Here is a 19,454-nt window from a genome sequence, read left to right as displayed (position 1 = left end):
ATACAGACCCTAGAGCCGCACCAGGTTCGACGGTCGTCGTGGCGGTTCGGCGTCCGCGGCGGGGACCTCGTCCGGCAGCCAGGAGCGCAAGGCCCGGCCGAACATCAGCAACGTGCGCCAGGTGTCCCAGAGGGCGATCAGCGACGCCGACAGCACCAGGGCGACGGCGACGGCCAGCACGCCGCGGGCGTCCAGCAGGACGATGACGGCCACGATCGCCCACAGCTCGATGACCGTGAAGACGATCGCGAGCACGACCTGCTCCGTGTGCTTACGACGCGCCCGCAGGACCTGAGTGCGCGAGTCGGGGTCGGGCAGTGAACGGCGCTTCATGACGGCTCCTGCGGGCTCGGCGAACTGTGGCTCCAGGAAAACGTCACGGGCCGCGGATGTCTGCGTCAGATGCCACACAGCGTCAGATCCCGCAGAGGGCGCGCAATTCGTCCTCACGAAGAATTTCTATGCCGTTGCGCCGGGTCAGGACGATTCCGCCTTCGCGCAGGACTTTCAACGTGCGGGCGAGCGTTTCGCGGGAAATGCCCGCAATTCCGGCCAGCTCGCGCTGAGTGAGGGGCACCGTCGCGATCAGGTCGTCCGCCTCCCGGTGCGCGAGGTCGAGCAGCATCGCGCCCACACGGTGCAACGACGGTCCGGTGCGGAGGTCCTGCTGGCCTGCCATGGCCCGCTGGCGGGACGCCACGACGCGCAGCATCGCCCACGTGATGCCGGGCCGCACATGGCACAGCGACTTCAGCGCACGAGGGGAAATCACCAGGCCACTGACGGCGTCCACCGCGGTCAGGGTGGCGGAACGACGGCGGCCGTCCACGGCGGAGAGCTCGCCGATGATCTCGCCGGGGCCGCGGACGGCGAGCACCGTCTCCTCGCCGGTGACGGTGAACCGGCTCACCCGGACCCTGCCCCGCGACACCACGAGCACGTTGCGCGACTGGTCCCCCTGATGGCAGATCACCGAACCGGATGCAAATTCGACACGAGTCGCGGTGTTCCGCAACGCTGCGCGATCGGCCTCGTCGAGCATCCCCCAGAAAGACCGGTCGATCATCATGCTTCTCATGATTCCGGCAACCGCACGCCCCTGACTGCCCCGATTGATCTAAATCAGGCCGGAATGCACCAATGTTCAGATCAACTCCGGATAATGGACCACCGCCCATGCCGGTAGGGAGAACCCGTGGAACAGACACCACGCGCCGAGCCGCGGGCCGTGCTGGCTGTCGACGTGGAGAAGTTCAGCGACCCCAGCCGGACCAACCACCACAAGCTCGTCGCCCACGGCGGACTCTACGACGCGCTGCACGCCGCGCTGCGCGAAAGCAACATCGAGGAGCACTCCTGGCACCAGGAGGACCGCGGCGACGGCGCGATGTTCCTGTTCACCCCCGAGGTGCCCAAACAGGTGCTGTCCGAGTTCCTGCTCCGCCGGCTGATCGCGAACCTGCTGCGCTACAACGCCACGGTCACCCAGGAGGCGCGCATCCGGTTGCGGATCGCGCTGCACTTCGGTGAGGTCACGTTCAACGCCAAGGGCGCGGTCGGCGACTGCGTGAACCTCACGTTCCGGTTGCTGGAGGCAGACCCCCTCAAGTCCGCGCTGGCCGGCTCGTCCGCGGTGCTCGCGGTGATCGTGTCGAGGGCGTTCTACGAGGAAGTGCTGTGGCACGACCCGGCGGCCGAGCCGCTCGCGTACCGGGAGATCGAGGTCGCGGTCAAGGAGACCAGGACGTCGGCGTGGATCCGGCTGTCGGCCGAGTCGATGCACGCCACGGCCGCGCCCGCACCGGCTCCGGTGGCACCCACGGCACCGGCCGAGATCGACGACGGGGCGGTGGCCGGCGGCGGTGAGTCCCTCGGCGTCCTGGCCGAGCTGATCGCCAGGATGCCGCTGATGGGGCGGGTCGAGGGCCGGAGGTTGTGCCTGCAGCTGGTCAACAGCGCGCTGGACCCGCTCGAACCACGGCTGCGGGTCGCCGACTTCGACGACGCCCGGCTGCACGTCTTCGCGATCGTGCTCGCCTGCGGACGCCGGCCGGGGGCCGTGCGCACGTTGCTGCGGGCCCTCCGGCAGTTGCAGCCTGACGCCCAGGAACTGCACCAGATCAGCCGCCTCGTCGAGGACATGGCGACGCTGGAGCTCTTCGGTGACGAGGACCGCCGCACGATCACCGAACTGTTGCGCGACACCGACTTCCCGCAGCTCGCCGAGTGCTACCGGGTCGCGTCGGGCAGCCAGGCCGCGCCCCTGCCGCCCGGCCGGCACGACACCGTCGACGTGCTGAATCGGCTGGAGCGGATGAACGCACGGCCCGACGGCGTCCCACCCGCGCTCGCGTTGCTCGAACACCTGGCGCTGCACGCGGGAGACGTGCTCTCCCAGCGCCTCTGGCAGTTCTCCGAGGATCAGGCTCGCGCCATGGGCCTGCACGCGGACCTGCTCGCGTTGCGGGGGTCGATCTCGGTGGAGACCACGGAGACGGTCGCGCCCGCCGAGGCGTCCCTGGTGCTGCGGCTGCAGCCGCACGGCGTCGAACCCGGCCGCTACCTGCTCTCCGAGTGGTGGCAGGTGAACTCGGCGACGTGGACCCCGCAGCGCGGCCGCGACTACACCGGCAGCCTCGCCGAGCTGCGGGCGCGGGTGGGCGAGCTGGTCGGCCGGATCGAGGGCTGGGCGGAGAACGCGAGCAGCGTCTCGATCGAGATGATCCTGCCGAAAGACCTGCTCAACCTGCCTGTCGACCAGTGGATCTCGTTCTCCGACGAGGTGGCGACCCCGATCGGGGTCGACTACCTGGTGTCCCTGCGATCACTGGAACGGAGCAGGGAGAAGGCGAAACACCGCCGGTGGAAGCGGCGATGGGCACACCTGCAGAGCCATCTCCAGGCAGGGGACAGTCCCATCGACGACGCGGTGCACCGCAGCCAGCTCGACGGCCCCAGACACCTGCAGAAACTCGGCGCCAAGCTCGCACTCGCCGAGAACGTCGTGCTGCTCGTGCTCGCCGACCCGCCGTCCGCCCGCGACAGCGTCGGCAGGATGGAGGTGGCGATCGCGCTCAAGACGGGCGTGCCCGTGCTGATCTGGCACCGGGAGGACTGCGCCGGCAAGGCGTTCCGCGCCGCCGTCGACGACCTGCTGGCGGACGGCGGGCTCGGCAAGCTGCTGGAGAACGTGAAGAAGCTGCGCGGCCAGGCCCAGTACGCCGACGACTGTGACGTGCACCCCGGCAGCCACATCAGCGTCCTGTGGGACGACCCGGCCCGGCAGGTGGAACCCCTGCCGCAGGAGGTGGTCGCGCCTTGACGCGGACCGAAGACTGGCACATCTACACCGGCACCGGGCAACCGGGCGCCGAGGTCGACCTGCGCACCGACCTGCCGGAACCGCCGCCGTGGCGGGTGTTCCGGGGCGGTCCCGCGCTGCCCCTGCCGGCCGGTGGGGAGCACGAGAACAGCCGGCGGATCGGCGCGCCCGGCGCCGACACGTCCTACCCGGCGGACCGGCACGAGATCGACATGGTCAACGCCGCCCTGCTGCTGCGCAGGCCGTTGCTCGTCACCGGCGGGCCCGGCACCGGCAAGACCTCGCTCGCGTTCCGGGTGGCCAGGGAGCTCTCACTGGGCCCGGTCCTGACGTGGCCGGTGACGTCGAGCACCAAGCTCCGGCAGGACGGCCTCTACGAGTACGACGCCATCGGCCGCGTGCACGCTTCCAGCGCCAGGGCGAGCGGTGTGCTCGACGAGCCGACGGACATCGGCGACTTCATCCACCTGGGACCGTTGGGAACGGCGTTGCTGCCGTACGAGCTGCCGCGGGTCCTGGTGGTGGACGAGGTGGACAAGGCCGATCTCTCGCTGCCGCACGACCTGCTCGCGGTGCTGGAGGACGGTGAGTTCCTGATCCGCGAGCTCGCCCGTGTCGCACGCCGGACGCCGAAGGTCGTCGTGCACACCGCGGATCCCGGTGGCAGCGCGGAGATCACCGAGGGACGGGTGGTGTGCCGCGCCTTCCCGTTCATCGTGTTCACCAGCAACCGGGAACGCGAGTTCCCCCCGGCGTTCCTGCGCAGGACGCTGCAGCTGGAGATGCAGCCGCCGAACGAGGAACAGCTCGCGAGCATGGTCGCGGCGCACTTCCGCGACGCGTCGGGCGGTTCCGCCGAACTGATCCGGAAGTTCCTGCGCCGCAGCGAGTCCGAGGGCGGGCTCGCGATCGACCAGCTGCTGAACACCATCCAGCTCGCGTCGTCGAGCGGGCTCACCGCGGACCGGGTCGCGTGGGAACGCCTGCGCGACGCCCTGTGGCACCGGCTTTCCACGACGGGGTTCGAATGAGCGCGGCGGAGCGCGACCTCACCGCGAGAGAGCTGGCGGACGCACTGTGGCTCGCGAGCCAGATGTGGAACGCGAGCAGAGAAGTGGCGAGACCGGCGGCGGTGCCGGCCACGCCGAAGCGAGAACACGTTGTTCTGCCGATGGCACTTCCGCCTCCCGAGGACGTCCCACCGGCCCTCCGGTCCACCACACCTCCGCACGTTCCCCCCGAAGTCGCAAGGTCCACAAAGGACGCCGTTCCGCCGCAGTTCGTCCTCGGCACGCCATCGCGGCACGAACCGGGCGCCGCACGACCGGTCACCGAGAACCTGCCGCACACCCGCGCGATCTCCCGGGCACTGCGACCGCTGGCGCGGCTCGTGCCCTCGGACCACGAGGTGGAGTTCGACGAGGAGACCACCGCGCTCCGCGTCGCCGAGACCGGCGTGTGGCTGCCCGCCTTCCTCCCCGCGCTCACCCGGCCGTTCGAGATCGCGCTCGTCGTGGACACGGCGTCGCTGGAGATCTGGCAGCGCGAGATCGCGGACTTCCGCGCGGTGCTGGAAACGCAGGGCGCTTTCCGCACCGTCCGCCTCTACTTCGTCGACTTCGACCAGGAGAGCTCCGGCGACCTGCTGGTACGCGTCGGCGCCCCGGACGGCCCCTCCCGCGGCCCGGCGGAACTGCTCGACCCGTCCGGGGGCCGCCTCGTGCTCGTGGTGACGGACGGCGTCGGCAGGGCGTGGCACACCGGCGCGGCGGACCGCGTCATCGGCTACTGGGGCCGTTCGATCCACGTGTCCGTGGTGCACCTGCTCCCGCACGAACTGTGGAGCTGGACCGGCCTCGTGACGACGAGGGTGCAGCTGCGGATGCCCGACGCGGGCGCGCCGAACGCCCGCATCCGCTACCGCCTCGCCGACCCCTCCGACGAACGACCACCGGACACCGCCGTGCCCGTGCCCGTCCTGGAGCTGCGCCCGGACTGGCTCGGCCACTGGACCCGGCTGGTCACCGGCGACGGCCCCGCCGTACGCCTCACCACGTTGTTCGCCGACCCGAGTGCCAAGGAGAGCACCTTCGAGGTCGACCCGCTGCCGCACCTGAGCCCAGCCGACCGGGTGAGCCGCTTCCGCACCATCGCCTCCCCACCGGCGTTCGCCCTCGCGGGCCTGCTCGCCGCCACCCCGGTCCCATTGAAGCTGCCGGTGATGAGCGCCGTGCGCCAGACCGTGCTGCCCAGCACGAAGCTCTCGCACCTGGCCGAGGTGCTGCTCGGCGGCCTCATCGAACGCGACGAGGAAACTTCTTCGCCCGGCACCTACGAGTTCAGGGACGGACTGCGCCAGGAATTGCTCTCCACCTGCTCGCGCGCCGACACGGCCCGCGTTCTGCGCACGGTGGCCGACCTGCTCCCGAAAAGCGAGGCGACTCGTGACCTCAAGGAAGCACTCGACGATCCGGACTCCGCCATTTCGGACGCAACTCCGGAAAGTCTCCCTCATCTGCGCCTGCAACAGGTGATCTTTCGTGCGATGAGCGGGCCCTACGCCAAACGGTCCAACCGTATCAGGACGATGATCACGGATCTCACGGCCGACCGGGTCGAACCGGAGACCGAGTCCGCTGATTCAATCGCGCGCGTGTCTGCTCCCGCCGAAGAGGAATCTCCCTCACAAATATTGCCAATCAATGCAGCTGACCCAGGAGGGACAGTGACGGTACGAGATGAGGCCTCGTCCACGATCCTGAGTCAGCAAGGTGACGCGCCACGCGCGTGGTCCGTCCCTCCGCGCAACTTCAACTTCACCGGGCGAACGGCCATGCTGGCGGCCCTGCACACCCGCCTGACCTCCGGTGACGCGTTCCCGACCGCGGTGCTCCCCGAAGCGCTGTACGGACTCGGCGGCATCGGGAAATCGCAGGTCGCGGTCGAGTACGCGTATCTGCACGCGGACGACTACGACGTCGTCTGGTGGATTCCCTCGGAAGACCCCACGCACATCCGTTCGGTTTTCGTGGAGCTGGCCGCACAGCTCGGAATCCCCAACACCGGCGCGGTCAACTCCGTCATTGCGGCGGTACGGGAATCATTGCGGCGCGGACATCCCTATCGGCGCTGGTTGCTGGTGTTCGACAACGCGGACAAACCCGAGGACGTCCGACCATTCTTCCCCACCGGCGGTTCAGGACACATCCTGGTGACTTCACGGAACACGCATTGGTCGAGCGTCGCGCAGACGGTCGAGGTCGACCTCTTCAGCCGATCCGAGAGCAAACAGCTCCTGCAACGGCGCAACCAGGGTTTGACCGACGCCGACGCGGAACAGGTCGCCGACGTGCTCGGCGACCTGCCCCTCGCGATCGAACAGGCGGCGTCGTGGCTGCGGGAGACCGGCATGAACGCCGGCGAGTACCTCTCGCTCTTCGCGCGCAAACGCGCGGAACTGCTCGAAGCCGGATTGCCCGTGGACTACCACGTGCCGGTCGCCGCCGCGTGGAACGTGTCGTTCGACCGCCTGAGCGTGGAGAACCCGGCGGCACTGCAGCTGCTGCAGGTGTGCGCGTTCTTCGCTCCCGAGCCGATCAGCCGCAGCCTCTTCATCGAGCTGCAGGGAATCCCGGTGCCGGACGAGCTCGGCGAGGCGCTGCGCGACCCGTTGCTGCTCGGCAAGGCGATGCGGCAGATCAACAAGTACAGCCTGGCGCAGATCGACCAGAGCAAGGGCACGATCCTGCTGCACAGGCTGGTGCAGGGCGCGTTGTTCGACCGCATGACACCGCAGGAACGCGCGCAGATGCGCCATGCCGCCCACGTGCTGCTCGCCACGGACGACCCACGTGGTCCCGCCACCCAGAACAACTGGGTCAAGTACATCGAACTCCTGCCGCACGTGCGTGCGTCGAAGATGCAGGAATGCGACGACCCGTGGGTCCGGCGCACCGCCCTGCACAGTGCCGTGTTCCTCGCCGCGTGGGGCGACGACCAGGGCGGTCTGGACTACGGGCGCGAACTGCTCGCCTACTGGAGTGAGCGGTTCGGTGAGGAGAAGCCGGACACGCTGTCGACGGCGAAACAGGTCGGCGTCTGCCTGCGCGCGCTGGGCCGCTACACCGAAGCGCTCGCCGTTGACGAGCGCGCGTACGCGGTGGCGCGGGAGAACCTCGGTGAGGAGTCCGAGAACACCCTCGTGCTCGCCAACATGGTCGCTCAGGACGTGCGCGCACTCGGTGAGTTCACCAAGGCCTGGCAGCTCAGCGATGGCGCGTACCGCACCGCGAAGGCGGTCTACGGCGAGGAGGACGGGCTCTCCCTCGCCGCGGCGGACAACCTCGGGATCGCGTTGCGGCTCGTCGGGCGGTTCGCCGAGGCCCGTGACATCGACCAGGCGACCTGGGAGCACCGCGCACGCATCCTCGGCGACGAGCACCGGTTCACGCTCTCGATGCTCAACAACCTGTGCCTGGACATCCGTGAGTGCGGTGAGTACGTCCAGGCCAGGGACATGCTCGAGACCGCGGTGGCGAAACACCGCAGGCTCTTCGGCGACGACCACCCGGACACGTTGAGGGCCATCAAGAACCTCGCCGTCGCGCGGCGCAAGGCGGGTGATCACCCCGGTGGGCTGCGCCTCTCGGAAGAAGCGGTGCTCAGGTACGTGAAGCGGTACGGCGAGAACTACCCCGGTTCGCTGGCCGCGTCGCTGAACCTCGCGGTGGACCTGCGGCAGGCGGGTGCGCTGACCGAGTCGAGGACACTCGGCGAGCAGGTGCTCGCGGCGTACGCGGAGACGCTCGGCGAGTACCACCCGTACGTGCTGGCGACCAAGACGAACCTCGCGGTGACCGTGAGGCTCATGGGAGAGCTCGAAAGGGCGTCCGAGCTCAACGAGGACGCGTTCGTCACGATGCAGGACGCGCTGGGCTACGACCATCCGTTCACGCTCGTCTGCGCCACGAACAGGGCGAGCGACCATGCGGCGTCCGGCGACTTCGAGAAGTCCTACGCGCTCAACCAGAGGGTGCTCGAACGCTCCCAGCGGGTGCTGGGTGAGGACCACCCGTCGACGCTGGCGTGCCTCGCCAACATCGTCCTGGACCTCCGTGGAGTAGGCCGCACCGCGGACGCCGAGTCGCTCCAGATCGATGTGATCAGCAGGTTCCGCCGCGCACTCGGCAAGAACCACCCGGCGACCATCGCGGCCGCCAGCAGCACCCGCGCGGACTGCGACCTGGAAGCACTGCCGACGGGCTGAGCGATCACCTCCCGACCCACGCGGCGAGCACGCGTGGGTCGGGGAACTCGCCGGTACGGCGGAGGATCTCGGCGTGCACCGCCATGACCACGGCGGGTACCCGCAGCAGGGCCCGCGACGACGGATCGGCGAGCCCGAGGCCGATCCACGCGGACACGTCGTCCGGGTGCGCGGCGATGTCGGCGGCGTAGAGGCGCGCGGCGGCGTCCTGGTCGCCTGCCAGGTGCCGGAGATCGGCGGCCGTCGCACCGGTGAAGGCATCGCTCGGGAAGCCGGCCGGCGTCCGCGGCAGCAGGTGCCGCAACTCCATGCGCGGCAACGGTGACGCCGGCCTGGGCGTCAGTGCCGAGACCGGCAGTTTTCCGCGTGGCCGCCCCGCCAGCCAGTCTTCCGCGAGCCCCTCGACGGCGGCGGGCTCCGGTGTCAGGTGCCGGGCCAGCCAGGTGGCGCGGTGGTCCTGGGCGGCGGCGCGCGCGGTGTGAGCGGCGGAGGCGCCGACCCGGATCCGGCTCCACGACGCCAGTCTCACCGCCATGATCGTGGCGAAGCGGCGCCCGAGCGCGGTCAGCTCGCGGCAGCCGCGCAGAAACCGGGCCGCGTGCAGGGTTTGCCCGCGCCAGTAGGCGAACTCGAAGTCGGCTCGCTCCGACGGGTCCGTCTCCCGGTGCGCCCGCCAGAAGTCGGTCACGCCGAGAAAGGCGTACACCCCTTGGAAAAGCCCGCTCACCGGTCGCGGGTCGTCGCGCCACGGGGCGTAGCAGTACGCGCTTCCGCCCACGGTGCAAAGGGGTTCGATGGTCGTGAGCGCGGCGAGTTTCGTGTGCTGCACCTCGTGGGTGAGCGTCTCGGCGAACGCGAAGGAGTCGGGCGGTACCGACATCAGCACCGCCCCGTACGCGTCCGCGGACGAGCCGCTGTAGGGAGTGCCGCCGTTCCTCGGCGGCACCGGCACCATCGTGCTCACCAGTTCGCGCAGCGCCTCCGCGTGTTCGGCACGCAGCAGCGGCCACGCTTCCCGCAGCCGTTGTTCCCAGTGCAAGACCTCGACGTCGGTCAACCGGTGAAGTCCTGTCGCGGCGCGGTAGTCGCGGTGCGGCTCGACGTCGTCGAGCAGGGGAGTGAAGCCACCGGCGCCGATCCGGCGCACGGGCAGCCAGTGCTCGTCGTCAGGGACGCGAATCGTGCGGGCTCCGAGGGAAAGGGACAGCACGCCCGCGCGGCGCTCCGCTCGTGCGACGGCCCACGTGCGCACCTCCGGAAAGGTCGCGACACCCAGTGAGGGCAGCGAGATCACACCCCGGCTCACCGGGACGTCGAGGGAGAAGTCGAGATCGCTCAGGTGGGCCGCGACCACGGCCACGCACCTCAGGTGGCCGACGTCCACCCACAGCGGCGCCACGGACTCGACGGTCCCGCGCAGGCTTCTCAGCACATCGGTGAGCCACACGCCGACCTGGGGCAGCAACAGGGTTTCCCGCACGAGGCCAGGAGACTTCCGCTGTGCCTCGACGAGCAGATCCCACGCTTCGCCGACCTCGAGCAGGAGCGACCGGCCCGAGACCTCGTCCAGCAGAGCGCGCAGGGCGACCAGCCGGGCGCTGAACTGACCGTCGCTCAGCACCGTCAGGACCGCGTCATCACCACCGCCTCCGGCGAGCTGGTCGACGAACCGAGGCGGCAGCCGGTGCGGGGTCAGCACGTGATCAGCGGTACCGGCTTCCGCTCGCCCCGCCGCTCGGGCATCCTGCTCCCGGTACAGACGCTGTCACCGCCCGAGTCGGTCATCCGCGCCGCCCGGGCGCCCGGATCAGCGACGTCGAGCAGCACCGCGCGGACCGACGCGGCCACCGACCCGTCGGTCGTGTGCCGTAGTTCGTCGAGGCAGATGCCTGTCAGGTCGACGAGTGCGCAGTTCACCTCTGGAGCCTCTTCCACGGGTCCCCTCCCGACTACCGACCGTGACACCGATGTCACTTGCATCATGCCCAATCGGCCTGGTGTATGGGAGATCCTTTCGCGTACATGGGTGCTGCTCCATCTGCGCCACCACGGGGAATTTCGGCACGATGAGTGATGTTCGGTCACTCCAGGATCTCATGACCAGCGGAAATCCTTGTAGGAGGCCAAAATGGACAATTCATGGACACGGATTCCCGCCACAGCGGAATACCGCGGTGTCATGTCCGCCGAACCCGTTGCGGGCCAGGTGCTTTCCCGGCGGCCGAGCGCCGTGGCCGGGGTGTGACGCTCCGCGCGGGCGGTGGGCGACGCGGGCCGGTGCGTCGCCGAGTCGTACGCCCTGGCCAACACCTCCGACCTCAAACACGAGATCCGCGACGACTGCGGCACACAGGGCCGCGAGTGGTTCGCGGCACTGGAGGAACGTGTCAACAGGCCCGCTAAGAGCGCCGGGTGGCAAACCGCTTTGGAGCCGGTCAGTAATCTTCTCGTCACAGCCTCACGTGAGAGGGTTGGGCGATGCCTGGCGTGTTCGTCAACTACCGCACCGGTGACGGTGAATGGGCTGCTGCCCTGGTCAAGCGGGAGTTGAGCGCGCGCTTCGGAGGCGACCAGGTCTTCTACGCGAGCCAGTCGATCCGGCTCGGCGAGGACTTCTCCCGCGAGATCCTGAGCGGTCTGCGCCGGTGCGAGGTGCTGCTGGCCCTCATCGGCCCCCGCTGGGTGAACGCCGTGGACCGCGAGGGCGTCCGCCGCCTCGACAAGCCCGACGACTGGGTGCGCCGCGAGATCCTTGAGGCCTTCGACTGCGGCCTGCGGGTCATCCCGGTGCTGATGGACGGCATCGACCCGCTGCGAGAGGCCGACCTGCCCGACGCGCTGCAGCGCGTGGCCCGCTGCCAGTACCTGCGCATCCACCACCGCAGCGACGACCTGGACCTGCCCCGCCTGGTCGACGAACTGGTCGAACTGGTCCCGGAACTCGTCGCACCGCGCTCGTCGTCCGGCCCACGCCCCGGCCGCCCGGCCGAGGGTGAACTGCGCAGCCCGATCACCGAGTTCCGCCAGGCCCTGTCCGAGCCGCTGGGCCTGTCGGTGTACGAACGCGTCCAGGCGGCGGCCACGGCGGCGCTGGAACTGCTCACGGAGGCGCGGTACCCCACCTCCGGGCACCTGGACGAGGCCGATCTTCCCGCCGCGCTGGAGAAGCGGCTCACCGCCTATGAGCACGACATGGCGCCGTTGCTGCGCCTGGTCGCCATTGGTGTGCGCTCCGGCGACCAGCGGCACGACGAGCTGTGGGCCGCACTCGTGGAACGCTTTCTGCGCCCTGTGCCGAGGCACCGCGGCACGCACGACGTGTGGACCAACGCAGCGGCGTACCCGGCGTTGTTGCTGGTCTACGTCATCGGTGTCGCGGCGGTGTCAGCCGGCCGTGAGGACCTCGTGCATCGCACGTTGTGCCGAACCTCGGGCACCGACGCCGACGGACGCACGACCCCCGCACTGCGGGCATTGGCGCTGCGCAACGTGGTCGACCCGCGCCACGCGGCGGGACTTCCCACCTGGGGAGGCATGCCTCCCCATCAGGCCCTGAGTGTGCAACTGCGCCAGGTGCTGAACAGGGTGTTCTTCAACGTCGTGGACGGCAGCGCGTTCGACTGGGCGTTCGCCGACTACGAGTTCCTGCGCAGCCTGCTGGAACTGCACGACGCGCCGTTCTCGTCGCTGGGGGAGTTCGCCGTGCGGCTCGAGCACGACGACTCCGTCATCTACCAGCGCAACGCGTCCCGTCTGGACGCCGAGTCCGCGTTGCTGCGGTCCGGTGCGTTCGACGGCGACACCGCACGGGTGGCGGCGGCCTGGCGTGAACTGCGCCAGGCCACCCGAGCCCGTTACCGCTGACGGGGTCAGTCGTCCCCCTCCACGATCACGAAGCTGGCACCCCCGGTCGTGGCGATCGCCGTCACGCCCCTGTTGTACTCTGGTGGCACCGTGGCCTGACCCCTGTCGTTCCAGCCCCAGCCGAGCACGGAGCCGTCCGCCTTCAGCGCCAGGGCGTGCGAATCCTGGCTGCTGACCGCGATGACGTCGCTCATGGGCGGTGGTGGGACGTAGTACCGACCTTGTCCGGGCGGGCCCCAGAAGTAGACCGATCGGTCCTTCATGAGCGCCACGAAGTTGGAGCCGTTGGCAGCCACGGAGACCGCACCCGTGGTGGGTGCCCCGTCCTGGCAGTTGGTGGGTCCGTTGTTCTCCCAGCAGTCGTCTCCCCAGACGATGACCGAACCGTCCGCCTTCACCGCGATGCCGTTGCCGGTCGAGGCTTCGATGGCGACCACACCGCTCTTCGCCGCCTGCGGTACGTCCAGTTCACCCCGCAGGTTGGGGCCGCCCCAGGCGATCACGCTGCCGTCCTTCTTCAGGGCCAGCATGTTGTAGCCCCCGCTCGCGATCGCGACCACGTCGCTGCTCACCTCCGGCGGCAGGTCCAGCTGACCCATTGAGCGATCGCCCCACCCGAAGACAGAGCCGTCGTCTTTCAGCACGTAGTTGGCGAGACCGCCGATGGCGATCGCGACCACTCCGCTGGTGGCTTCCGGAGGTATGGTCGTCAACCCGAACTTGTAGCCGTCACCCCAGGCGATGACGGAGCCGTCACTCTTCAGGGCCAGCACGTGCCCGCCTGTCGTGCTGATCGCGACCACTCCGCTCGAAGCGGTCGGCGGAATGTTCAGCGTGTCCGTGTAGCTGTGACCCCATCCCTTCACGGCACCGCGAACGACCCTGAACTGCCGGGAGGACTCCGCCGTCCGCCCGTCCGCGGTGATCATGAGCGAGACGGTGTAGGTGCCGGTCGCGGTGAAGGCGTGGGTGAACTCCGCTGTCCGGGAGGTCGCCACGGGTGTCGCGCTGCCCGGCTTGGTGACGGTCCACGCCCAGCCGTCCGGCACCGCGGTGGTGTCGGCGCTGAACCGCACCGGCTCGCCGAGCACGGGCCTGGGGCGCCGGACGTTGAGCGCGGTGATGCGCGGCGGAGTTCCCCGCGGATCCACGATCACCGTGGTCTCCGCCTCCGCCCGCGCTCCGTCGCGGAACGTGCTGGCGGCGCGGACGGTGAACGTCCCCGCCTGCTGCCAGCTGTGGCGGACGGTGCCGCCGGTGGCGCCGGTCCCGTCGCCGAACTGCCAGACGGTGGCGGCGCCGGGCGACGACGGCACCACCATGGTCAGCTCGAACTCGTCGCCGACGACACCCTGGTTGCCCGGCTCGACCACGATGGACGCGCCGGAGACCGGTCCCGGTCCGGGTTCGACGCGCGACGGCTGAACCGTGCGCCCGGAGACGCCCGCGTCCGACGCCGGCTTGTCCTGGCCTGCCTTCGCCACCTGGTTCGGCTGAGCCGGGGTGTTCTGCGTGAGCGGCGCCTCGTCGTCGGCCGGCTTCTCCGTGTACTTGGTGATGGCCCGGATGTCGCCGGACAACTCCAGCACCCCGGCCTTGTCGCCGTTCGCGTCGTTGAAGAAGACGATGCCGTCGTGGGCCAGCAGTTCGAACCGGGTCGGCTGGTCGAAGAGCTGACGCTGAGCGACCACGCGTGAGGTAGCGAGGTTCACGATCGTCGCCTGGCCCGTGGAGTAGTCGGGCACGACGGCGTGACCGTCGACCTCGATCGGTGTCCCGAACTCGGCACCCGCGGCACCGACCGGCACGGGCGCGGCACAGGAGCCGGTCTCGAACGTGCACGTGACCAGCTCGCCCCGGCCGGCGGCCGCGATCAGCACCCTCGCCTCGCTGACGGACCCCCCGACCACTACGGCATCGCCCGCTTGCAGTTGCGGGTGCAGGGACTTCTCGACCCTGCCGGTCTCGGGGGCGATCAGCTCAGCCGTGCCGCGGTCGGGGTCCACCAGTGCGGGACGGCCGCTGGTGATCGTGAGGCGTCCGTTCTCCTTCGCCCCGGAACGGGTCCGTCGCCGGATCTCGTCCAGCCAGACCACGTCGCCGGTCGTGTCGTCGATCGCCCACAGGCTTCCCCGTCCGTCCACGACGGCGCTGTCCGGCCTGATCCCCGCCGCCAGCCGCTCCGGCTCACCCCTGGGCTTCAGCGTCTCGGGGTCGACCGAGGCGACAAGTCCACTGTGGATGTCCAGTGCGTACAGCCCGCGGGCTCCGGACAGCACGTCCAGCCCGTCGCCCGCGGGGAGGACCTCGACGGGCGGGGAGACCTTCTCGGTGGCGCCGTCGACGCGGCTCAGCTCGCCGGTCTCCCTGTTGAGGACCACGGCCGCGCTGTCCCGCTGGACCACGGCCATCCCCGCGCCTGCCCGCACGACCGGTACCTGGGTCTTCACCTCGGCCGACACGCCGTCCAGAAGGGTCGCCTCCCCGGTCGGGGCGGACGCGAGCCAGATCGAGCCGGAACGCATCCGTGCCTGCGAGGTCTGATATCCCGGTCCCACCACCAGCACGGCCGCCGCGATCGAGGCGGTCACGGTGACGAGCGCGGTCACTGCCCGAGTGCGCCTCGATTTCATCGGTACCGCCCCATTTCCAGATCCTCCCCAGCTTGCCGCCGTCGCCGCGCGGCACCCCATTCAGTCCACAACGGACGCGGGTCGAGCGCCGCGCGCAGCCGTGCCGCCGACATCCGTCGCGGGTAGAGCTCGGTGTTCAGCCGTGCCAGGAGTTCCCAGGCCCGGTCGGCCCCGGCCTGATCGACGTGCTCCGGCGCGTAGATCGCCGTGGTCGCCAGTTCAGCGGCCTTTTCGACGGAGACCGCCGCGTCGCCTATACGACCGCGTACGTAGTCGGCCACCTCGTGGAAGGTGAGCGAGACAGGCGTCGAGATCCCGCGTTCGGCCAGCCGGTCCAGCTGTTCCCGCCACGCGCCGAGCACCTGTGCCGCGTGGTCCGGGTCGCGGCGCCGGCGTCCGCGACGGACGGCTTTGCCGGCCACCACCGCCCCGGCCGCGACCACCACGAGCAGCACCACGACCGGGATGAGTACCACGCTGCCGCGCAGGACGTTCTTCCAGCCGAGTCCCCGTTCGCCCGCGGCCTCGGTGGGCTGCGACGCGGTGTTCGAGCTGTCCGCCGGCGCGGTGCCGGCCGGCACGGTGCTCGGCGGGGCGGGTTTCGGAGGTACCACCCGAGGAACTTCCTGAGGTGCGGCCGGCAGTGTCCCGATCTGTTGGCTGGGGTCGAAAGCGACCCAGCCGTAGCCCGCGAAGTGCACCTCCGACCACGCGTGGGCGTCCGCGGTGGTGACCTGGTAGACCTCCCCGCTCAGGTTGCTGAGGCGATAACCGACCGCGACCCTGGCCGGGAATCCCCAGAACCTGGCGAGCACCGTGAACGCCGAGGCGGTCTGCTCCGAGTAGCCGCCGTACCCGCCTCCGGGAGTCAGCAGCCGGTCGATGGCGGCATAGGAATGACCAGGCGCCCGGTCCGGCCGGTAGAACGCGGCCTGCAGATACGTCTCGAGGGCCACGAGCCGGTCGTACGGGTTGCCGGTGAACTGCGGGGCCAGCGCCCGCAGGTTCTCCGGCATACCGGGCGGGAGCGGGGCTGTGCCGTGCCCCGCCGTGTCGGCGCGGGACAGGAGCAGATCCCGCTTGCTGACGTCGCCCGTCACGTCGTAGGCGAGTCCCCGCGCCGTGGGTTCGGTGCCGACCAGCACGCCGGAGTCCGGATCGAACCCGAACCCGCCCCTGGTCTCGCCGGTCCCGGCCAGCCGGGACGGCCAGCCGACGACCGGCAGGTACGGGCCGGTGTACTCCTTCAGTTCGACGTGCGCCGTCACCGCCTTGCCGCCGATCAGTTCGGGGTCGGAGGTGAGACGGCTTCCGGCGACGCGGTAGGTGCCGTTCGACGTCCAGGTGGTGCCGTCGAACGCGTCCAGAGCGGCCGTGCGCACCCGATCGACCTGCGAGGTGGAGTCGTTCTCGAGCCGCACGGTGAACAACGTTCGAGGAGGGTCCTCGGAGAGCTGCCTCTTGACCTGTGCCAGCGGGGTGAGCGTGTCGGTGCTCGTGACCGGTGGCGCGAGCACGTCGCGGACGTCGAAGCGGTGCTGACCTGTCGCCAGGGGCGAGACCTGCCCGCCCACCACACCGAACAGCGCGGCGGCGCCGATCATCAGGGCCACGACGACGGAAGCGACAACCGGCCTCGACGACTGCCGTTCGACGCGTACGCCGCTGCCGGTGCCCAGGTGGGCGCGGATCGCGATCAGGACCAGAGCGGCCGCCAGGAACACGACGGTGGCGGTCGCGTGGGCACCGGCCTGGTTGCCGACCACGAACACCGCGAACAGGAAGCCCGCCAGCAGCGGGACCAGCGGTACCAGCACGTGTCTCGTCCGCAGGACGAGCAGGACCGCCGAGAACGTCGCCGCCCACATCACCAGCGTCGGCACCACCAGCAGTTCCGCCCACGGGTCTGCGGGCACGGCCGCGGTGAGGAGCCGGTTCCAGCTGCCGCGCACGCCGCCGAGAACAGCCGAACGCTCGCCGCCGAACACACCGACGACGATGACCAAAGCCAGTCCCAGGACGCCCAGCAGCGCGGTGGACCACGCTCGCCGGTGCCCCAGCGCGGCCGTCACCCCGCCGACCAGACACGCGAGGCCCAGCACGCGAAGGTGATCCGCGGTCGAGAAGAACCCGTTGTACACCAGGGCTCCCGCCGCTGCCGCGACGATCGCCGACGGCACTTCGGCCAGAGCCGCGCCGGGTAGCCGGTCGGCGAGTGTCCGCCACCTCATCGCTGCACCAGCCGGTTCCAGTTGGTGGCGAACTGCTCGCTGCTCTGCCCGGCGGCCGCCAGCACACCTCGTGGCCGCGAGATCGCGCCGGACTCGGAGGCGATCAGCTGGGCGAGGCCCACCGACAGGAACTTGGGACGCACCAGCGCGAACAGCTCCGCGGCCGCGTTGTCGGCCCGGCCGGTGACCACGGTCAGCGCGACGCCCTGAGTGCTGGAGACCACGTCCCGCAGCAGTTCGAGCATCCCGGCGAGACCCCGGTCGTCAGCCGATCTGGCCACAGTGGACAGGAACTCCAGCGCCGTGCTCCCGGATTCCCGTTGTGCGCCAACGGTGGTGCGCAGCTGGAACGGCAGACCGGCGCGCTCGGCCGCGACGCAGAACGACGCGGCGACGCGCACGGCGTGCTCGAACATCGACGGGGTCGGATAGGGGACGGCACTCGTGTCGAACACGATCAGCTGGCGCGGTTCGTCGGGTACGACGACGTGCCGTGTCATGACGGTGCCGGTCCGAGCCGTTGCGCCCCAGTGGATGCGGCGCCAGTCGTCGCCGGGCTCGTACTCCCGCAGGCCGTGGAACGCCGCCCCGCCGAGCGGAGCGCTGCTCACCGTCGGTCCTTCCGCGTCCTGCGGACCACCTGCCACGACGAGGGCGAGGGCGTGTACTCGGGGCAGGACGTGCACCACGTGCTCGCCACCGCTCGCGCGGCCTCGCTGCACCAGTCGCAACGGGTCGGAGTGCCCCAGCCGCACCGGAGGGATCACGTAGCGGCCGCGCCGGGTGACCGGGAGCGGGTAGCCCACCGTGCACTCGCTGCCGGCGGCCAGCGCGGGCACCGGCACGACGGTGTGGTGCCCGGCGACCGTTTCGGTGACCATCAGGGGAGGGGTGCGGCGGCGGCCGACGTTCACCACGGTCAACGCGCCCTGGGCGGCGTCGCCCTCGAACACGCGGCGCGGCTGGATCTCCCGCACGACCGTGAGCTTCGGCGTCGCCACCAGCCAGAGAGCGCCGACCAGCAGGGTGCCCGCCGCGGCGAGGCCGAGCGTCACGAGTTCCGGGTAGTCCGCCCACGCGCCGGCGAGGACCAGGCACACGGCGGCGATCGCCATCCAGACGCCGGTCGTCGTCAGCCTCGTGCCGATCAGCCTCGATCTGGTCAGCACAGCGTTCATCGGCCCGCCGGCACCGGCGCGGCCGCCAGGACGTCGCCGAGCACCGACTGCGGGGTGCGTTGCTGGATGCGGGCTTCCGGGGTGAGCAGCAGGCGGTGGTTGAGCACCGGGACGGCCACGGCCTTCACGTCGTCCGCCGTCACGTACGGACGGCCGGCGGCCAGCGCGTAGGCCTGCGCGGCGGTGATCATGGCGATGCCGCCGCGCGGGCTCACGCCCAGTTCGACGTCCGGGTGGACGCGGGTGGCGCGGACCAGGCGGGCGACGTACTCGCGGAGGTCGTCGGCCACGCGCTGTTCGCGGACGGCTCGGATCATCAGGCGGAGGTCGTCGAGCTCCATCACGGACTTGAGCTCGTCCGGGCGGCGGCGGGTGACGCCGTAGGACAGGATGCTGATCTCGTCGGCCAGGTTCTCGGGATAGCCGATGCTGATGCGCATCATGAACCTGTCCAGCTGCGCTTCCGGCAGGGCGTAGGTGCCCTGGTGCTCGACCGGGTTCTGGGTGGCGATGCACAGGAACGGGTAGGGCACGGGGATCGGGCGGCCGTCGACGGTCACCTGGCCCTCGGCCATGACCTCCAGCAGTGCCGACTGGGTCTTGGGGGAGGCGCGGTTGATCTCGTCGCCCAGCAGGATGTGGGTGAAGACGGGGCCCTGGCGGAACTCGAAGCGCGAGCGGCCCTGGTCGTACACCTGCACGCCGGTCACGTCGGACGGGAGCAGGTCGGGGGTGAACTGGATCCGCTTCACCTCCGCGCCCGCGATCGAACGCGCGATCGCCTTGGCGAGCGAGGTCTTCGCCACGCCCGGTACGTCCTCGATCAGCAGGTGTCCCTCGGCGAGCAGGCACACGAGTGCCAGCCTGACCACCTCGGGCTTGCCCCGGATGAAGTCCTCGACGTTCGCGGCCAGCGCCTCGAACCTGCGCTGGAAAATCGCCGCATCGGACACTTCGACG

General features: G+C 70.2%; 12 protein-coding genes. 4 read left to right on the top strand and 8 right to left on the bottom strand.

What is annotated here, in order from left to right; all coding sequences use genetic code 11:
- Positions 1-9 precede the first annotated feature (9 nt).
- Positions 10-333: a hypothetical protein gene (locus IG04_RS43775; protein WP_063758225.1), complete on the bottom strand. Its 324-nt coding sequence runs from the start codon at positions 331-333 to the stop codon at positions 10-12.
- A gap of 82 nt (positions 334-415) precedes the next feature.
- Positions 416-1,042: a Crp/Fnr family transcriptional regulator gene (locus IG04_RS0106960; RefSeq protein WP_159460504.1), complete on the bottom strand. Its 627-nt coding sequence runs from the start codon at positions 1,040-1,042 to the stop codon at positions 416-418.
- A 153-nt stretch (positions 1,043-1,195) separates the two neighbouring features.
- Between IG04_RS0106960 and IG04_RS43770 the strand changes: the two genes are divergently transcribed.
- Genes IG04_RS43770 through fxsT form a run of 3 tightly spaced genes read left to right on the top strand, consistent with a single transcriptional unit; the run spans position 1,196 to position 8,588 of the window.
- The gene (locus tag IG04_RS43770; RefSeq protein WP_051769067.1) at positions 1,196-3,322 is read left to right on the top strand and encodes a VMAP-C domain-containing protein; all 2,127 of its coding nucleotides are present in this window, start codon (positions 1,196-1,198) and stop codon (positions 3,320-3,322) included.
- Positions 3,319-4,353 (top strand): AAA family ATPase, encoded by a 1,035-nt coding sequence (locus IG04_RS0106950; RefSeq protein WP_030475712.1) that lies wholly within the window; start codon positions 3,319-3,321, stop codon positions 4,351-4,353. Before IG04_RS43770 ends, IG04_RS0106950 begins: the two co-directional genes overlap by 4 nt.
- Positions 4,350-8,588, top strand: coding sequence for an FxSxx-COOH system tetratricopeptide repeat protein (gene fxsT / locus IG04_RS0106945; RefSeq protein WP_036013968.1), 4,239 nt, complete (start codon positions 4,350-4,352; stop codon positions 8,586-8,588). Before IG04_RS0106950 ends, fxsT begins: the two co-directional genes overlap by 4 nt.
- Before the next feature lie 4 nt (positions 8,589-8,592).
- Here the strand turns inward: fxsT and IG04_RS0106940 are convergent, their stop codons facing one another.
- A complete protein-coding gene (locus IG04_RS0106940; protein WP_030475710.1) occupies positions 8,593-10,287 on the bottom strand; it encodes an HEXXH motif domain-containing protein in 1,695 nt (564 codons plus the stop codon).
- Positions 10,281-10,523 (bottom strand): hypothetical protein, encoded by a 243-nt coding sequence (locus tag IG04_RS0106935; protein ID WP_144065607.1) that lies wholly within the window; start codon positions 10,521-10,523, stop codon positions 10,281-10,283. The genes IG04_RS0106940 and IG04_RS0106935 overlap by 7 nt, the downstream gene beginning before the upstream one ends.
- 543 nt (positions 10,524-11,066) lie before the next feature.
- Here IG04_RS0106935 and IG04_RS43765 point away from each other — a divergent pair.
- On the top strand, positions 11,067-12,452 hold the full coding sequence (locus IG04_RS43765; protein ID WP_051769064.1) for a toll/interleukin-1 receptor domain-containing protein: 1,386 nt from the start codon (positions 11,067-11,069) through the stop codon (positions 12,450-12,452).
- A gap of 5 nt (positions 12,453-12,457) precedes the next feature.
- On the opposite strand, the gene IG04_RS43760 is transcribed toward IG04_RS43765, so the two are convergent.
- From IG04_RS43760 to IG04_RS0106910, 4 genes are read right to left on the bottom strand one after another with little or no spacing between them, the layout of a single operon-like run.
- Positions 12,458-15,061, bottom strand: a complete 2,604-nt coding sequence (locus IG04_RS43760) for a PKD domain-containing protein (protein ID WP_051769062.1) — start codon at positions 15,059-15,061, stop codon at positions 12,458-12,460.
- A 20-nt stretch (positions 15,062-15,081) separates the two neighbouring features.
- The gene (locus IG04_RS0106920; RefSeq protein WP_030475706.1) at positions 15,082-17,316 is read right to left on the bottom strand and encodes a transglutaminase TgpA family protein; all 2,235 of its coding nucleotides are present in this window, start codon (positions 17,314-17,316) and stop codon (positions 15,082-15,084) included.
- Entirely contained in the window at positions 17,313-18,494 is a 1,182-nt protein-coding gene (locus IG04_RS0106915; RefSeq protein ID WP_030475705.1) for a DUF58 domain-containing protein, read from the bottom strand. The genes IG04_RS0106920 and IG04_RS0106915 overlap by 4 nt, the downstream gene beginning before the upstream one ends.
- The gene (locus IG04_RS0106910; protein WP_030475704.1) at positions 18,491-19,447 is read right to left on the bottom strand and encodes an AAA family ATPase; all 957 of its coding nucleotides are present in this window, start codon (positions 19,445-19,447) and stop codon (positions 18,491-18,493) included. The genes IG04_RS0106915 and IG04_RS0106910 overlap by 4 nt, the downstream gene beginning before the upstream one ends.
- Positions 19,448-19,454 lie beyond the last annotated feature (7 nt).

The organism is Lentzea albidocapillata (assembly GCF_000719115.1).
Lineage (GTDB): Bacteria > Actinomycetota > Actinomycetes > Mycobacteriales > Pseudonocardiaceae > Lentzea > Lentzea albidocapillata.
Note: the sequence above shows the minus strand (reverse complement) of the source record. Positions and strands in the feature narration are given on the sequence as shown.